At 49.9% G+C, this 16,794-nt stretch carries 14 protein-coding genes; 4 read left to right on the top strand and 10 right to left on the bottom strand.

Features of this window, described 5'->3' with window-relative positions:
- Positions 1–5: 5 nt before the first annotated feature.
- On the bottom strand, positions 6–1,166 hold the full coding sequence (locus EKM94_RS06310) for a cysteine desulfurase family protein (protein ID WP_125599158.1): 1,161 nt from the start codon (positions 1,164–1,166) through the stop codon (positions 6–8).
- A 311-nt stretch (positions 1,167–1,477) separates the two neighbouring features.
- The gene (locus EKM94_RS06305; protein ID WP_164511133.1) at positions 1,478–3,190 is read right to left on the bottom strand and encodes a septation ring formation regulator EzrA; all 1,713 of its coding nucleotides are present in this window, start codon (positions 3,188–3,190) and stop codon (positions 1,478–1,480) included.
- A 218-nt stretch (positions 3,191–3,408) separates the two neighbouring features.
- Here EKM94_RS06305 and EKM94_RS06300 point away from each other — a divergent pair, with 218 nt between their 5' ends.
- Positions 3,409–3,876, top strand: a complete 468-nt coding sequence (locus tag EKM94_RS06300; protein ID WP_125599152.1) for a GAF domain-containing protein — start codon at positions 3,409–3,411, stop codon at positions 3,874–3,876.
- A 428-nt stretch (positions 3,877–4,304) separates the two neighbouring features.
- Positions 4,305–4,916: a 30S ribosomal protein S4 gene (gene rpsD / locus EKM94_RS06295; RefSeq protein WP_125599148.1), complete on the top strand. Its 612-nt coding sequence runs from the start codon at positions 4,305–4,307 to the stop codon at positions 4,914–4,916.
- 366 nt (positions 4,917–5,282) lie between these two features.
- Here rpsD and EKM94_RS06290 read toward each other — a convergent pair whose 3' ends face one another.
- The 7 genes from EKM94_RS06290 to EKM94_RS06260 form a co-directional block, all read right to left on the bottom strand.
- Entirely contained in the window at positions 5,283–5,969 is a 687-nt protein-coding gene (locus EKM94_RS06290) for a GNAT family N-acetyltransferase (protein WP_125599145.1), read from the bottom strand.
- A gap of 129 nt (positions 5,970–6,098) precedes the next feature.
- Complete coding sequence (locus EKM94_RS06285; RefSeq protein ID WP_164511132.1) at positions 6,099–6,713, bottom strand: DUF1054 family protein; 615 nt, start codon at positions 6,711–6,713, stop codon at positions 6,099–6,101.
- Positions 6,714–7,130: 417 nt separating this feature from the next.
- Positions 7,131–8,573 carry a sucrose phosphorylase gene (gene gtfA / locus EKM94_RS06280; protein WP_125599139.1) on the bottom strand — a complete coding sequence of 481 codons (1,443 nt, stop codon included), beginning with the start codon at positions 8,571–8,573 and terminating at the stop codon, positions 7,131–7,133.
- Between the two features lie 66 nt (positions 8,574–8,639).
- Entirely contained in the window at positions 8,640–9,473 is an 834-nt protein-coding gene (locus EKM94_RS06275; protein WP_125599136.1) for a carbohydrate ABC transporter permease, read from the bottom strand.
- Between the two features lie 13 nt (positions 9,474–9,486).
- Positions 9,487–10,359, bottom strand: a complete 873-nt coding sequence (locus tag EKM94_RS06270; protein WP_125599133.1) for a carbohydrate ABC transporter permease — start codon at positions 10,357–10,359, stop codon at positions 9,487–9,489.
- 11 nt (positions 10,360–10,370) lie between these two features.
- Positions 10,371–11,633, bottom strand: a complete 1,263-nt coding sequence (locus tag EKM94_RS06265) for an extracellular solute-binding protein (RefSeq protein WP_125599130.1) — start codon at positions 11,631–11,633, stop codon at positions 10,371–10,373.
- Positions 11,634–11,669: 36 nt separating this feature from the next.
- Positions 11,670–13,865, bottom strand: coding sequence for an alpha-galactosidase (locus tag EKM94_RS06260; protein WP_125599127.1), 2,196 nt, complete (start codon positions 13,863–13,865; stop codon positions 11,670–11,672).
- A 122-nt stretch (positions 13,866–13,987) separates the two neighbouring features.
- Here EKM94_RS06260 and EKM94_RS06255 point away from each other — a divergent pair, with 122 nt between their 5' ends.
- Positions 13,988–14,839 carry an AraC family transcriptional regulator gene (locus EKM94_RS06255; RefSeq protein WP_125599124.1) on the top strand — a complete coding sequence of 284 codons (852 nt, stop codon included), beginning with the start codon at positions 13,988–13,990 and terminating at the stop codon, positions 14,837–14,839.
- Between the two features lie 50 nt (positions 14,840–14,889).
- On the opposite strand, the gene EKM94_RS06250 is transcribed toward EKM94_RS06255, so the two are convergent.
- Positions 14,890–15,894 carry a LacI family DNA-binding transcriptional regulator gene (locus EKM94_RS06250; RefSeq protein ID WP_125599122.1) on the bottom strand — a complete coding sequence of 335 codons (1,005 nt, stop codon included), beginning with the start codon at positions 15,892–15,894 and terminating at the stop codon, positions 14,890–14,892.
- A 366-nt stretch (positions 15,895–16,260) separates the two neighbouring features.
- Between EKM94_RS06250 and EKM94_RS06245 the strand changes: the two genes are divergently transcribed.
- Positions 16,261–16,728 carry a DUF1694 domain-containing protein gene (locus EKM94_RS06245; protein WP_164511131.1) on the top strand — a complete coding sequence of 156 codons (468 nt, stop codon included), beginning with the start codon at positions 16,261–16,263 and terminating at the stop codon, positions 16,726–16,728.
- Positions 16,729–16,794: the final 66 nt, after the last annotated feature.

Raw genomic sequence — 16,794 nt, 5'->3', positions numbered from 1 at the left:
TCGAATTAGTCGTTTGTCCGCCCGTTCATCCGTTGGAAACGTTGATAGATCCGGGGAAAAACCTGCTTGAACTGGTCAACTTCCGCTTGAGTATTCTGCGCGTCCAAACTGATTCGAACTGCGCTGGTCGCTAGTTTCTCGGGGACTTGCATCGCCTTTAACGTTCCCGATTCAACCCCGGAACGCGAAGAACAAGCGCTGGTCGTCGACAAATAAATATCCGCTTCTTCCAACGCATGCACCATGGTTTCACCGCGGACTCCGGTTAACGCGAAGCACAGGATATGCGGCGCCGCCGGACGATCAAGCGGCGAGAAAATCTTGATATTGGCTAACGGCTGAAGGAAATTGATCAACTGTTGCCGCAATCCCGCTTCATGCTTAGCCTTGGCCGCCTCATCGGTCAGCGCCAAACGTAGGGCCTTACTCATCGCCGCAATGCCTGGGGTATTCTCCGTGCCGCTACGGTGATTCTGCTCTTGACCACCGCCATCGATCAAGTTGACCAATTGACGTCCGCGTTTCGCATAAATGAAGCCGACACCACGGGGTCCATGGAATTTATGGGCGGAAAAGGTGGCAAAATCCACCCGCTCAGGTAAAACTTGGGAAAGGAGATTCTTGCCCACCGCTTGGACGGCATCCACATGGAAATGGATCGTGGGCCGATCAGCCAGGACCGCGGCGATTTCACGGATCGGTTGGACGGTCCCGATCTCGTTATTGACCGCCATCACCGAAACCAACACCGTATCATCCCGCAACGCCGCCTGCACCTGTTCCGGTCGAACATAACCTTGCGCATCCACCGGCAAATAAGTCACCGCCCAACCCATTTTCTCTAACGCGGCCGCCGCGTTCAAAACGGCGGGATGTTCGATGCTCGACACGATCAAATGCCGACCAAAATCCCGTTTCGCCCAAGCGGTCCCCTTGACGATCCAATTGTCGCCCTCTGTTCCACCACTGGTGAATAGAATCTCATCAGGCTGACAGTGGATCAGCGTCGCGATTTGTTGGCGGGCCGACTGTAACATTTGTAAGGCTTGATCACCTAAATGATGTAAACTGGACGGATTGCCCCAGAATTGTTCTGAAACCGCCTGATAAGTCGCCAAAACGGCGGGATCGATTTTTGTCGTGGCACTGTTATCGAAATAAATCAAAATCTAAACTCCTTTTTGAAACGTGTGCGCCGACCCAGCTTCCTGCGCTTAGCTACGCAATTGTTCTGGAAGCAACATACGGCTTCCAAAACAATTGCTAGGCTATGCTCAGGAGATATCCGGGTCGGTTCGCACTCTTATAAATGAAAGAAAACACACCAAGTAGGTCCAAGGCAATTAGCTCATGCTCTTGGCGACTTAGTGTGTCTATTGTTGCCGACACGCGTAATCCTGTCAATTATAAAGGAGCGCTAGGCAACAAACAAGTTATTTTTCTCGAAAATAAAGATGGTCGGTCAGGCCGCGCTTGGCTAGTTCGTTGCCGCAGCGTAATAGGCCTGCTCAATGCGCTTGAACGAACCTGGCTCGATCTGTTCCAAAGCGGTTGCGATCGTATCCAACGCCTGCTTGTAGGCAAACGATGACTGATAAAGATCCTTCGTCTGCGCCACCGAATCAGCCAACGTCGGGTTCGCGTAAGCATAACGATTGGCATACTGTAAGGCTTGCTCCGTCAATATCGCCGCGTCCCGAAGATCCTTCGACTTCTGCGTCAAATTATTCAAATCTTCTTGGGTCATGATCAATTGCTTGGTGATGTCCTCGATATTGATCTGGACTTGGTTCAAATTATCATCCAATTTGGCGATTTCTTCCTTGACCATGTTGAAGTAATCCAAATAATCTTGCGGCAATCCTGGCAAATGCAACTGCTCGATCTCCCGCTGGATACTCTTCAAGTCGATGACAAATTGACGCACACCTTGCTTGGCCACCTTCTCGCCCTCAAAGAGCGATGAAACATCGTTACTGATCTTGAATTGTTGCTGCTCGATCTCGGTCAATTTCTGGTTGATTTCCTCAAAAAGTGCCACCGACTCAGTGTCAACCGCCTTTTTCTCAGCAATGGCCTGGATCTGATCGTCATACTGACGTTGCCGCTCCTGAATTTCCTTTTGCATGCCCTGAGTATCTTCTAACTCATGATGATTCAAGACGTAACTTTGATTAAGATGATCCAAGGAATCCAGCAATTTCGTAGTTTGCGCACTGGCATGATTCAGAAATTCCAAGGTCGTTTTTTGCAAAACACCCACTTGTTGGCGTGCCTTCAACTCATCTTCAAGCCGTTGATACAGCAGATCGATCTGCTGACTGACTTTCTGATTCTGTTGTTCAACGGTGGTAATGTCTAATTGCGCCAGTTCTTCAATGATTGCCTGAAGCTGCTGTTGCAATAAGGTCACTTTATCCCCAATATTCGGCTCGGGAAATTGATAATCTTCAGCCACCATCTTCTGATAAACACCGGTGATTTCCTTCAACTGATCAGGAAATTCGGTGGCAAGTTCAGTGTAGCGCGGCGGGATCCGCTTCATCAAGTCTTTGATTGCCCACAGACGGGTCCGGGCTTCCTGCAACTCGGCTTCCGCCTTGAGATGGTCCCCTTGTTGCGACAAATTCTTGATCGAATCGAAGCGCTCATCAAAATCAGCCAATCGATTCTCCAATTGGTCGACAGCGGGCCCGAATTCAAATGATTTGGTCAAGATCAACTTGCGGATCTTCCGATAAGACTCCAGCAGATCCTTGGTTGCCGTCTGATTCTGTTCGTCACTATTCAGTAACTGCTCCAGAACCTTAGCAACTTCATCAGTCGCAACTTGCGCCCTTTGTAACAGCGTTTCCGCTGCCTCGATCTTGTTGTTGGCTGAAAAAACCGCAAATTTCTGGTTGGCCGCGTCCGCATCAAACATATTCTGATAAAGTTCCGCATACGTATCATTCAACAACAAATAATACTTCTGATGCCACTTCTCCAAGGTATCACGACTGGACCCAGCTAACTCCATATTCTCCAGCTGATCGATCGTTTTATAGATCGGGCGGTTAGTCATTTCCTCGAATGCGTCATTCAGTTTGCCCAAACGTTTGTCGTTCCGTCCTCGTTTGATTGCGGCAAACAAGAGTAAAACGAGAATCACGATCACAATGGCGAGTACGATAAAAAACCACTTTTGCACGATAATTTACACCCCTACGACGAATCGGCTTGCATCCGTTTTCTATATTCGTTACAATCTTATTAAATTATAGCAGATTTAGCCGCCAGTCCAACATCGAACTGCCCTAAAAAACGAATTTTTTACTATTTTCAGGTAAAATCACCACTTTTCTGCTAATTTACTGGCGCGTCCCAGACAAACTGTTGCCGGACACGCCGAATTCGGAGGCTAAACGAATGACTCTCTTATTAGAACAGTACCAAGCGTTATTCAATGATACGGAATATGCGACCAATGACCCCATTTCGATTTTGGCCAATTCTAGCGCCTTCATTATGGAAATGGTTCCTGATTTGAACTGGGCCGGCTTCTATTTATGGGATCAGCAGCGCCAGCAACTGGCTGTTGGTCCCTTCCAAGGCAAGGTCGCCTGTTCACTGATTGCCAGTGGCAGTGGTGTTTGCGGCACCGCCTTTGACCAGCAAGCAACCCAACGGATTGGTGACGTCCACGCCTTTGCAGGGCACATCGCCTGCGACAGCGCCACCAACGCAGAATTGGTGATTCCTTTCGCGATCGCTGGTCAACCTGCTGGCGTCTTAGATTTGGATTCGCCGCGGCTCCAACGATTCAGCGCCGCCGACCAAGCGGTTTTGGAAGAGCTGACTGGCTTGATTGCCGCCAAATTGGCGCCAACCTCCTAATTCAACGACGAGGAACGGCCTGTCAAGTTGCGGTGCCTATTGGCCGCAACTCACCAGTTTTGGCGATGGTTGCGCTGCTTTCGATCAAATTGTTCACTTCAATTGGTTGCGCCGCTTTTCGATAAAACTATTCACGTCAATTAGTTGCGCCAGTTTTAGCGATCGGTTCCTCCAGTCGTTTTCTTCCAGTCGTTTCTGCGAGCAAGTTCACGCCTTTTTTGGCTTGACTTTATTCCAACTAATTGCTAGACTATCTGAGTGTGTAAAATATGCAGCACAAGGCGGCAAGCTCGTCAACATTTACCAACGTTTTACAGTTCAATTGTGTAACCCGCGGCTGCACGTGGCGAAGATTGCAATGGTAAATGCACGAATGTTAAACCTTGATCGTATATTTTACTCCAAAAAAACATTTGGAGGATTTTTTTATGTCTCGATATACAGGCCCATCATGGAAAGTTTCTCGTCGCTTAGGGATCTCCCTTTCCGGCACTGGCAAGGAATTAGCACGCCGCCCTTACGCTCCTGGCGAACACGGCCCTAACAACCGCCGCAAGTTATCTGAATACGGTACGCAAATGCGTGAAAAGCAAAAATTACGCATGATGTATGGTTTGAACGAACGCCAATTCCGTAACTTGTTCGTTCGCGCCGGCAAGATCAAAGAAGGTAAGCACGGTGTTAACTTCATGATCTTATTGGAACGTCGTTTGGACAACATGGTTTACCGTCTTGGCTTAGCAACGACTCGTGCCCAAGCACGTCAGTTAGTTGCCCATGGTCATATCACAGTTGACGGCAAACGTGTGGATATCCCTTCATACGAAGTTGCTGTTGGTCAAGAGATCTCATTACGCGAACGTTCACGTAACTTGGTCATCGTTAAGAGCGCTTTGGAAAACGCGGTTGGCCGCCCTGCCTTCGTTACTTTCGATGATAATACCTTAACTGGTAAATTGGTTCGTGATCCAGAACGTGAAGAACTGGAACCAGAAATCGACGAATCATTAGTCGTTGAATTCTACAACCAAAAACTGTAATATTCAGTCTCACGAACATTGTTACCGCAATGTTTATCGGATTTTCGTAGGACGGCAGTGGCCTATACTGCAAGCCCTCCAACGAAGTCAAAAACACGTCCAATGTGGACGTGTTTTTTTATGCGTTCGCTAATCCGACTTCAGCCACCTAGTTATACCAGACCGCTATCGCTGCCATCAACCACCGCCAAACTTTTGGCTAGGTTATGTGGTTATGTGCAGAAACTAAAACGGCTGGTTCTCGATTTGGTTTGTTGTTTCGCGTGAATATTGAAAAAGCCTGTCAACATCGTTATTCACGGTCGTTGACAGGCTTTTTTCATAGCTGCGAGAAAAACACGTTTCAAATTCAAAAATCCGTGTTCATTATTCTGCCAGCACAGTAATTGTTGCTCGGCTGATAATGTTAAACTCTTCTTGACTAGGTTGCCAATGCTTGGCCATTGCTGGCAACTGATTATCAAATGCTTCGGCGTCAGCGACCGCAATAGCCATGACGGGACTCTCCGCATAATGCCAATGGCGATCACCTAAAACCTCTGGTCGTAAAGTCTTAACCATCATGGCGGCTGGATAGCTCCCGTCAGGCAGCGACACATTCAGATCACGGCAACACTTAAAGCCACGGGCAACATAGTTAGCAGGCATGCCAAAAATAACCACCGTGTCTTCACCGAGGGCGCGGGCGATATTAAAGCTGGCTTCAATCAACATTTTACCATAGCCTTGGCGCTGAAAAGCCGGATCAACAGCTAAAGGTCCAAACGTCAGGATTGGTTTGACGTTGCCAGCATCGTCTGTCAACCAGGCCCGCGTGTACATGATGCTGCCGATGACTTGCCCCGCTAGTTCGATGACCAAATCTAAAGGTTCGATAAAATCTTTCGTTCCACGCATCACATGTACGAGATAGTGTTCAACACAACCAGGCATGTACAAGTTGTAAAATGCTGCCCGAGTCAGGTCTTCAACTCGCTGATAATCACTTGATTGTTCATTGCGGATAATCACCGAGGCATTGGTCTGTGAATTCGTTGCGGTCGTGGTAGTCATTTTTTATTCTCCTCAGATAATAATGGTTGTTTAGGTTCAAAGCTATTTAAGTCAACTTGAAAGTTACGGACAGGGAGTTCTCAATTTATTCTTTCATTTATTTTGCCCCTCAACTGGTCGAGAATTTTCTTACTTGAAACATTCCAACGCCATCAATTCCCGATACAACGGTGTCAAGGCCTGGATCTGGGCCAAAATCAATTGTTGGATCCGCTCAGGTTCGGCGAAACGTGGATCGGTCGCTAAGACCCAACTGCCCAGAATAAACTCGCCACTTTTGACCTGCTGATAACGGTCCAGCGCGGCTTGCAAAGTCGCTGGGGTCAAAGGCTGCGCGTTAGGACTGGTATGATCCGTGCTGATCTGCGGCACGGCCAATTCGGCTAATTGCGGTTGGTGAGCCATAAGCCACTCTGACCGCGCGGCTCGCTGCTGCATGTCCGCCAGCAGGTCTAGCGTCACAAACAGCCGATCCGCCCATAAGCCCACCTCGAAATGGGGCAACATTTTATAACCGCGCTGATAGGTACTGATGGCCAACCAAGTGTCCACCGGCGGATTCTTGTGGCGCCGCAAATGCTTGGCCACGTGTAAATAAAGCGGCGCGGCGACTTGCGGCTGCATTTGCTGCAAGATCAAGCCACCCAGCGTTTCAAAATCAGGATCCACCTCCGCACGGATCCGCTGCAAACGTCCCGGTAACGTCGGCTCCTCAAAAACAGTAAAACTTGCGCGTGATAACATTTCCCCACTCCTCATGCTTGTTCCCTCTAGTGTACCACGATAGCCAATGTTGCCAACAAATTAACTAGGTCGCGCAGATGTGCCCCAGGTCTCAGCCAAGTATTGGGCAAAGCCGCCGCTCCCAATTCCTTCTCAAGGAAATCAGTTAGTCAAGAATCCACAAAAAGTGTCCTGACCAAACACCGCTCGCGCCGTCTGACAACTTTCTCGACGAACGAACTCTTTTTGATCAGGACACTCATGATTTGATAACTATTTATACTGAAACTGAAAATGAAATCTAACGTTGAGCGGCTGGAACGGAGCGTTCCGGGCTGAGATCGCCGTGAATTTAAATGGGAGCGTGGAACACGTTTCCACCCCCCCAGCCCGACCTGGAGCCCCACCACATCTGCCAACCACCAACGCCACACCTTTTTAAAAGGTCACCGCTTGACCATTCTCAGTCACCGAATAAGTCAGCCGCTGTAAATCAGCGGTCAATTGCGCTTGCACTGTCCCCGCTTGATTTTCCCGAGTGATCACAATGCTTTGCGGTGTCGGCGTCGTTACCGTGATCGTCCCCGCCAAATCAAAAGCCGCGCTTTGATTGCGGAAAGCAAAGAGCGCCAAGAGCGCCTCGACCACTGGGCGTTGGACCTCAGTGGTGATTTCCGCATCTGTATAATAATGGCGATTGATATTGCGGCCCTCTTTAGTCGCCTCCAGCAAGGCCAAATCATTTTTCCCGGCTAGCAGACCGACATAATAGACCTGCGGGATCCCGGGGGCGAACATTTGCAACAAGCGGCTCAGGAAGTAGCGGCGATCATCATCGCCTAACGCAGAATAATAAGTGGTATTCAATTGGTAAATATCCAGATTGTGATAGGCGGCGCTGGAATATTTCCGTTTCACATTAGCGCCGACCTTATACAATTCGGCCACAGTGAAATCGATCTCTGCCGGGGTCAAAATATCGCGAACATCCACAACGCCAATCCCATCATGGGTATCCAAAGTCGTGAACTGCCGCATGGGACTGGCAGCCAGCCAAGCGGCCAGGCGCGTTGTCGTGCCGCTGTACAACGCGTGGAGCACCACCATCGGTAAGGCGAAATCATACGTCCAATAACCGTGATCCGTCAATTTACGTTGGATCGAATAGTGTTCATGGATCTCAGGCAACAACTCCGCCCCTTGTTCCCGGGCGATCGCGGCAACCTCAGCCAAAAGCGTCCAGATCTCGGGCTCCACGAAGAAGTCATTGCTGTCCAATCTCTTGATGGCATACGCGAACGCGTCTAACCGAATCATGCCTGAGCCGCGCTGGATCAATTCAGTTAGCGTCGTTCGAATGAAGTCCTTGGTCACTGGTTGCCGCACATCCAAGTCCAGTTGTTCCGGGCCAAACGTGTTCCAGATCGCCGCTGTACTGCCATCTTGAAAGGTGATTGTTTGTTCAGGCGCCCGATCTTTCCGTTTATAGATCAAGGCCACATCAGCCTCAGTCGGGCGGTCCACCGGCCAAAAGCGATCCCAACGCAAGAATAAATTCCGATAAGCGCTGGCCGCCCCTTTTTGTTGAAAATCTTGGAATTGCGGGGACTGACGAGATAAATGATTGATCATGAAGTCGCTCATCAACGGATAGTCCGCCGCCAAAGCGGTTACAGCTGGCCAATCACCTAACTGGGGATCGACTTGGCCGTAAACGCTAGGTGCAAAGCCCCGATCACCTGTCGAAGGAAAATAAGGCAACAGATGCACGTTTCCGATCGCCGCTTGAAAATATTGGTTCAAATTTCGGTGAACAGCAGCGATATCGCTCCCAAGACTGTCACCATAAGTAATCAACATCACTTGATTTTTCAACTTCATTGTTGTCCTCCTTGCGCTGCAACGTGATTGCCTAATAACCACCTGCCACTATTGATCTGTAGGGCCTTATTTGACCGCGCCATTGCTCATCCCGGAAATAATGTTCTTTTGGAAAAACAGATAAACGATCGTGATCGTGATGATCCCGACAACATACGACGCGAAACTTGGGCCGTAATCGTTGAAATACTGGCCGGTGTAGTTGTACTGGAACAATGGCAGAGTCCAAACTTTGGAATCCTTGTTCAGAATCAGTAACGGCAACATGAAGTCGTTCCAGAACCACAACGCGTTGATGATCAAAGTCGTGGCATGCATTGGTTTCAACATTGGGAAAACGATTTTGAAGTAAGTGGTGAATTTGCCAGCGCCATCCAATTCCGCCGCCTCGTCCAGACTAACTGGGACGTTCATTTTGATGAAGCCAACGTACAGGAACAGCGTTTGCGGGATCGCGTAGGTCAAATACAGGATGATCAAGCCCCACATGTTGGCTAGACCTAATTTGTTCATCATGACCGTGATTGGGATCATAATAACTTGGAACGGCACGAAAATCCCTAAAATCAAGAATAGATACATAAAACTGAACGCCTTGGAACGACTCATTTTCCGAGCTAAGGCGAAGGCCGCCATTGGAACGAAGGCCATGACCACCAACACAGACAGCACGGTGATCACCGTGGAGTTCCAGAAATAACGCCCGATGCCATCACTTAACAACCGGGCATAATTGTCCCAAGTGCCCGGATTAGGAAAGCCGAAGAAATTCTCCATGATATCTTTGGTTTTCTTGAAAGAGCTGAAGATCGTGACCAATAAGGGAATCAGAATCAGGATCGCACCTGCGATCAGGAGCACGTACTTGCCGATATTATCTTTTTGTTTTGTCTCTTTCATGGTGGATCCCTCCTTAAATCTCATATTTCCGCGATAGTCTGATTTGAACCAAGGACACGATCCCGATCAAAACGAACAACACTAAGGAAATCGCGTTGGCGTAACCATATTGGTTGTTTTTGAAGGCGTAGTTGTAAACCAACAAACCCAGTGAAGTCGTGGCATCGCTAGGACCGCCGCCAGTCAAGGCAAAGATCTGATCGAAAGCGGTCAAGCCGCCTTTCAACGCCATAATGAAGACCATCGAAATGCTCGGCAGTAGATAAGTCAATTCGATTTTCCAAAAGACTTGTTTGTTATTCGCGCCATCCATGTGAGCCGCCTCGATGATTTCTTGGGGAATACTCTGTAACCCCGCCAAGAAAATAATGATCGGCATCGCCACACCTTGCCACAGCATTACGAAGATCACCGCGATCACCGCGCCCGTGGTTGTCCCTAACAAGCTGGTCTCCAGCGCTTTGATGCCCAGCATCGTGCCTAACTTTGGCAAGCCATAGTTGAATACTTGCTTGAAGATCAAGGAAACGATCAGTCCTGACAAGACCGCTGGGAAGAAGAACCAAGCCCGGAAGAAAGTCCGACCTTTGATTTTCGAATTCAAGGCCCGGGCGATCCAAATGCCCAAACCGATCTCGCCAACGATCATGCAGGCTGTGATGATCAAGGTGAACCCGATCGCCTTCATGAACTTGGGATCACTCATCAAGATTCGATAATTGTTGAGCCCGATAAAATCAAAGTTGTACGTCAACCCAGTCCAGTTCGTCAGACTGTAGAAGGCGCCTTGAAACATAGGAAAATAGAAAAAGATCAATTGTAACAGGACTGGCACGATCAAGAAAAGCCAGGCCCAATTACGGCTACAAAACGCTTTGAATTTCATGATGTTACCCCCTATTTTTTGACGTCGGCTTTCATTGGATTGAAGAATGTGTTCAAGTCACGGACCAACTCTTGCTTATTGCCTGTAGACAAATAATTGGTCGTGGCGGTGAAGAAGTCATTTTCACTGGTCCAATCTTGCGCCAGCCAAACCATGTGCCGTTTGGTAAACGCCAAGCGCGTCAACCCAGCCAATTCCGTCGCGTCTTTCTTGGTTTTGACCCCTTTGACCGCCACCGGAGAGCCGTCCACGTCGTAATACTTCTGCATCGTAGTTGCCCGAGTGAAATACTCGACGAACTTATTGGCCGCTTTCTTGTGCTTGCTCTTCGCGGAGATCGACATGGCCAGATCGGCGGAACCGACTGTTAATTCCTTGCCCGCTTCAGCGGCGGGGAAAGCGAAGGTCCCGATCTCAAATTTCGGCTCTTGTTGTTTGATCACCGGTAAGGCCCAGGAGCCATTTGGCATGATCAACGCGTTTCCTTTTGCGAAAGCCACCACCGCGTCATTGTAGCCGGCGCCTTGCCAGTTCTTCTGCATCGCTCCAGGGCGGCGCAGGAGATCCAACCGATTGAAGTCCGCTTGCATCGCTTTACTTTTCGCGCTGATGCCATTGACCTTGGAGAAGCGCAGCAACTGGTTCGCCTGTTTGCCGCCGCCGGTGATCGTGGCCAAAGCCAACTGATGATACCCATTCAAGGTCCAGCCTTCCGTCCCCGCGATCGCGAAAGCCGTTTGCTTCTTGGCCTTGATCGTCGTCACCAATTGCTCGAATTCAGCCCAAGTTTTTGGGGGTGTTAGACCTAATTTCTTAAAGGCCGTTTTGTTATAGTAAAAGCCATAAACATTGGCGCTTAATGGGACGTTGTAGATCTTATCGTTGATGGCGAACTTCTCCGCATAATTATTCTTGATCCGCTTCAAATATGATTTCTGATTCAGGTCTTCGAAATAGCCGGCCTTGGCCCATTCTTGAAAATCAATATTTTGTGGATAGAGATTGACCACGTCAGGAATATCACCAGCCAACATCCGCGTCTTCAACACGTCCCCTGGATTAGGAACATCCACGACTTTGACATGGATCTTGGGATTTTCCTTTTCGAAATCCGCCGCGATCTCTTTCAGCGTCTTGGACATTTCCTTTTTCTGGTTGAAATACTCGATGGTTTCAACCCCATTTTGGCTGGTTTGATTCTGCTGACCACAACCGACCAAAGCTAAACTTGCGCTCAATACTAGGCCTAAACCAATTTTTTTGACCCATTTCATCTGGGATCACCTCTCCTAACTCCGCTAAAAATCCTACTAAAGTGCCCGAAAATGATAACGCCACGACTGAAAATCACCGCTGGCCACCGGTCGGTACAAGCCTAGATTCATGAGCTCGTCGCCGCCATAGACTTGCTGCGTCGCTTGATCTTGATACTGGCGCTGTGGATCCAGGCCCACAAACTTGATCAACTGAAAGACTGGTTGGGCCTGACTCAACTCGCTGAACGCAAAGGCCAACATTTCCGAGCGATCCGCCGCCACAAAGGCCCAGGCGCAACCCGCTAGCGTTTCAGGCGCGCTCAGCCGATAAAAATCGCCTTGTTGCACCAAAGCGCGGTATTGCTGATTTGTGGCGATCTGTGCCTTGACTACTTGTTTCTCGGTCGGCGTCAATTTGGTCAGATCCAATTCATAGCCGAACATCCCGCTCATCGCCACATCGCCACGCAACGCCATTGAGGTCGTGCGCCCGGTTTGATGATTAGGTACAGCCGAAACATGGGCAGTCATCATGGATGGCGGATAAACCAGCGATGTGCCCCACTGGATCGCCAACCGCGCCACCGCGTCGGTATTATCGCTGGTCCAGATCTGCGGCATGTAATAGGCCATGCCGGCATCGAAGCGGCCGCCGCCACCAGAACAGCCTTCCCACAGGATCTGAGGAAAATTCTGAGTCAATCGTTCCAATAAGGCATACAGGCCCAACATGTAGCGATGACTGACCTCACCTTGGCGATCCGCTGGTAAGGCGCTGGAGAAAAGATCGGCGAAATGACGATTCATATCCCATTTCACATAGTCGATCTGTCCCGTTGCCAAAATCGCCGCCATTTGTTGGTAGATATTTTCGCGAACGTCCGCCCGGCCCAAGTCCAGGACGAATTGATCCCGACTTGGCGCTGGTTGGCGATCCGGCGCAGCCAACAGATAATCTGGATGGGCGCGGTATAACGCCGAATCCCGCGAGATCATCTCAGGTTCAAACCACAGGCCGAATTTCAAGCCCTTTTGATGAACATAGTTGGTGAAATGAGTCAGCCCTTGGGGAAACTTACGTTGGTCCACGACCCAATCGCCTAACGAGGAGCGGTCGTTATCGCGATGACCAAACCAACCGTCATCGAGCACGAACATTTCTAAGCCTAATTCGGCGGCTTGATCCACGATCGGCCGTAATTTTGCTTCATCGAAATCGAAGTAAGTCGCTTCCCAATTGTTGACTAGGATCGGCCGCGGTCGATTCTGCCAAGAGCTGCGCACCAATCGCTCTTTGAGCAGATGATGATAGGCTTGACTCAAGCCGTTGAGACCTTGATCACTGTAAGCGAGGATCACTTCTGGGGTCTGAAACTGCTCAGCTGGCGCCAATTGCCATGAGAAGTCAGCCTGATTGATCCCTGCCACCAACCGCAATTGGCCCAGCTGATCTTTTTCCAATTCTAAGGCGTGATTGCCAGAATAAACCAACTCGATACCATAAGCCGCGCCTTGATTTTCTGTCGTTGCCGGTGTGACCAAACTAATGAAGTTACTCATCTGATGGCTGGTAGCACCACGACGACTGGCAAAACTTTTCACGCCGTAGCCGATTTTCTCCCGTTGGACTTGCCGTTCCCGAACATGGGCGCCAGGTAAGGAGATCACTTCAAGATCAGTTGCCGGGAAATCCAATTGGACCGAAGCGATTTTGTTCAAGCGGACAGGCGTTTGACCTTGGTTGCGCACCAAAACCGCGCGGGTAATGATCGGTCGCTGCCGATAAATCGTGTAACTCAGATCTAAGGCCACCTGACTGACCGAATCCACCAAGGTGATCACCAAAGTTGCTGCCTCAGCCTGATCCTGAACAAAAGTCGCGGGCAAGCCAGGTAATTGCGGTTTTCCCGCCAGGATCTGATAGCCTTGATAGACAAAGTCCGTCGCCTTACTGCCATTGGCTTGGTAGATTTCCGCGGCGGGGATCCGATAATCACCCGCGCCACTACTACTGAATTCTTGGGGCAAGGTATCCGGGGAGAAGCGCCGATCCTCCGCGCCAGGTAAGTTCCCGGAAAAGCCGCGATCGCGGCGGGGATAACGGCGTTGACCATGATACTGGGCCACTGCCGGACCAAAGTATAAATGACTGAGGAGGCCAAAATCCTCGATTGCCATTAAGTACGAAATTTGTTGATTGTGTAAGTGGAACAGACCCTGTGTTTCATCAAACTCGATCAAATCATTCATGTTTATCCTCCAAAACCGCTGTAAGCGTTTCATTCATTGGCTTAAAGATAACATTTTTTCTTGGTCAGTCCCATAGCAATTCTCGCTCTGAATATGGCATAATGTAGACAAGACATTTTGCTATGGATTGGAGCTTAAACGTGATGAACATTGACTACCGCCAAATCGATCTTGAACATTTCACCTGCAATATCGACTTTTATGGGCAGGAACAAACCAGCCCGAATTACGCCTTTTCTGGCAATAACATTCGCCAAAATTTTGTCCTTCATTATGTCCTCTCTGGGTCGGGACAATTCGCCAGCGCGGGACAGCACACGGTCAAACTTGGTGCCGGCGCGGTTTTCCTGCTGCCGCAACAAGTCCCCTGTTTCTACCAAGCGGCCCCGGCGGATCCCTGGCACTATTTCTGGATCGGTTTCTCCGGCGTTAATGTGGCCGAGATCTTCAGTCAAAGTGGGTTGGCTGAGCGTTATTTCCTGCGCCAAGTTCAAGGCACCGACTTTGAACGTGCCTTGAACGCGCTGTTCACCACGCTCCATCAACCGCAGACCTTGAAGAACCGTTTAGCCGCTGAAAGCCTGATGTTTCAGACCTTCTCCAATTTACTCAGCGAATTTCCCAGTAAACGGGCAACAACGAAAACCACCGCTTGGTTGAAATTCAACGCCGCCCGCGATTACATTGACCAAAACTTGGCCCAAGGTTGCAACATCACCGACGTTTGCAACGCCCTGCATCTGTCGCGAAGCTATTTATACAGCCTCTTTCAACGCTACTTAGCGCTCAGCCCGCAACAATATCTGGTTCAAACGCGGGTCAACGCCGCCAAGAACCTGCTCTTGACCCGTGATCATTCTTTGGCGCGCATCGCCGAAGCGGTTGGCTACAAAGACCAATTCGTCTTCTCGCGGGCCTTTAAGCAAAGTACCGGATCGAGTCCGCAAAAATTCCGGCAACAACGCGGGCGCTAAGTCTGGCTAGCACCCTCGCCTATGTTGAGCTGGCCTGCTGCGCAAATCGATCAGAGTGAGCTGACCGTCCCCCGGTGAATCAATTTGAAGGGGACGATCTGGGACTGGATCGGCTGATTTGTTTGCAGACCCGTGATCAATTTATCCGCAGCCAATTGCCCCATTTCATAGAAAGGCTGGGCCACCGTGCTCAATGCTGGCGAGACCATACTGGCAATGGCGGAATTATCATAACCGAGTACAGACAAATCTTGTGGGATCCGTAATCCGGCTTGGTAACAAACCGCGATCACTCCCAACGCGGTTTCATCACTGACCGCAAAAACCGCGGTTGGTCGCAATTCCGGCGTCGCCAAAATCGTAGTCATGGCCCGTTGCCCGGCTTCAAATGTATAATCACCAGGAAAAATCAAGTTCCGATCCAACCGTAATCCCGCGGCCTGCAACGCCGCCGTGTAACCAGCGATCCGCGGCCGCCCCGCCACACTGTCCGCCGGATCGACCCCCACCAACGCGATCGTCCGGTGACCATGGTCGATCAAGTCGGTGGTGGCGGCATATGCCGCCGCGTAGTCATCCACCTTGACATAAGGTAAGCGATTGCCAGGTGCCTGGGCAGATAACAGCAGCAGCGGCACCGCCAAGGCGGCGATCGCCTGCAAATCGATTTGCGCCAGGTTGATCGATACCCCAATGATACCTTCAACGCGGCGCTCAACCATGAAATTCAAACTCTCTTGCAGGCGCACATTGTTGACGCCAGCATGGGTCAAAATCACGCTATATCCAGCTTGATAAGCTCGATCTTCGATGCCATTGATGATCTGCGCATAAAATGATGTCGCCACCGTGGGCATCACGATCCCGATCGTCCGCGTTGCTTGTTTGACCAAGCTGACCGCGCTGTCGTTGCGCCGATAGCCCAATTCCTTCGCGACTGCCAGAACCTTCGTCGCAACTTCGGGACGATAACCGCCCAGCTCGTTCAGCACCCGAGAAACCGTCGCCGTGGAAACCCCACTGATCTTAGCGATATCTTTGATCGTTGCCCGCAAAATAATCACCTCCATGTAATGGTTTGCGTTACCGATTTCGTTGATTTTATCAAGTTTACTTGTCAAAACAAGTAAACGTTTACGTACAGAGCGTATCACCTCATCGCGCTGCTGTCAATTGTTTTTTTAACCGCTTTCACCATGACCCAGCGCTCCTCCAAAAAATCCCACCGCGGCGACCAGCGACTGCCGAAAACCATTTCATGCTAGCATCAAGTGCTGGCCAGCAACTTGGCAGCACCCACCATGGCCGACGACGGGAGAACTTTTTTTCGAGAACGACCGAGCGCCAGCATCACCGGGAAACATGCTATACTTAAAGTTAAATGGTTCAACCGAACCGATACAGATTGTGAGGTCGTTATGATGAGTCAAAATCAAGATGTTAATCAGCGCTTAAATGACGCGATCTATGGAACCCCCCAAACCCTACCGGACCAGCGGCGCCAATATCTGGGGTCATTACGGGAGCGTGTTTTGCTTGAGATCAAGGCCGCCGACCTAACTGACGCCCGGACCTTGAAGCTTTTTCAAACTCACCTGGCCGACTTTACTGGTCAAGATGCCAGTGCGTTAGTCAACGGCAAACTGGATCACCAGTTGATCGGCCCTTATCTGAAAGAATTGGCCGGCGCGAATTTCCCGTTCACCTTGGTCAACAAGCCAGAGACTCCGGATGGTAGCGACTGTGAGGCGGTCCTGATCGTGGCGAAAACCGCGGTCAATTTGGAAACCGTCAATCTTTTGGCCCGCTATCCACTGAAGAACTTTATTTCCACGCCAAAACCAACTAAGCCGGCTAAGAAATCCGGCTTCTTTCGCAACCTGTTCTAATTTATTTCGAAGACCCACGCTTTTAATTGTGACAGCGGCTGATGAAACGAATCATGCGCCGCTCGT

The organism is Lapidilactobacillus achengensis, from assembly GCF_003946655.1.
GTDB classification, from domain to species: Bacteria; Bacillota; Bacilli; order Lactobacillales; family Lactobacillaceae; genus Lapidilactobacillus; species Lapidilactobacillus achengensis.
The sequence above is the reverse complement of the archived record's forward strand: the minus strand, read 5'-3'. Positions and strand labels throughout refer to the sequence as shown.

What these genes read in the sequence shown, in the direction of transcription:
- EKM94_RS06300 (WP_125599152.1), top strand. Translation starts at nt 3,409, where the DNA reads ATGACTCTCTTATTAGAACAGTACCAAGCGTTATTCAATGATACGGAA.
- rpsD (WP_125599148.1), top strand. Translation starts at nt 4,305, where the DNA reads ATGTCTCGATATACAGGCCCATCATGGAAAGTTTCTCGTCGCTTAGGG.
- EKM94_RS06290 (WP_125599145.1), bottom strand. Translation starts at nt 5,969, where the DNA reads ATGACTACCACGACCGCAACGAATTCACAGACCAATGCCTCGGTGATT.
- EKM94_RS06285 (WP_164511132.1), bottom strand. Translation starts at nt 6,713, where the DNA reads ATGTTATCACGCGCAAGTTTTACTGTTTTTGAGGAGCCGACGTTACCG.
- gtfA (WP_125599139.1), bottom strand. Translation starts at nt 8,573, where the DNA reads ATGAAGTTGAAAAATCAAGTGATGTTGATTACTTATGGTGACAGTCTT.
- EKM94_RS06275 (WP_125599136.1), bottom strand. Translation starts at nt 9,473, where the DNA reads ATGAAAGAGACAAAACAAAAAGATAATATCGGCAAGTACGTGCTCCTG.
- EKM94_RS06270 (WP_125599133.1), bottom strand. Translation starts at nt 10,359, where the DNA reads ATGAAATTCAAAGCGTTTTGTAGCCGTAATTGGGCCTGGCTTTTCTTG.
- EKM94_RS06265 (WP_125599130.1), bottom strand. Translation starts at nt 11,633, where the DNA reads ATGAAATGGGTCAAAAAAATTGGTTTAGGCCTAGTATTGAGCGCAAGT.
- EKM94_RS06260 (WP_125599127.1), bottom strand. Translation starts at nt 13,865, where the DNA reads ATGAATGATTTGATCGAGTTTGATGAAACACAGGGTCTGTTCCACTTA.
- EKM94_RS06255 (WP_125599124.1), top strand. Translation starts at nt 13,988, where the DNA reads ATGGATTGGAGCTTAAACGTGATGAACATTGACTACCGCCAAATCGAT.
- EKM94_RS06245 (WP_164511131.1), top strand. Translation starts at nt 16,261, where the DNA reads ATGAGTCAAAATCAAGATGTTAATCAGCGCTTAAATGACGCGATCTAT.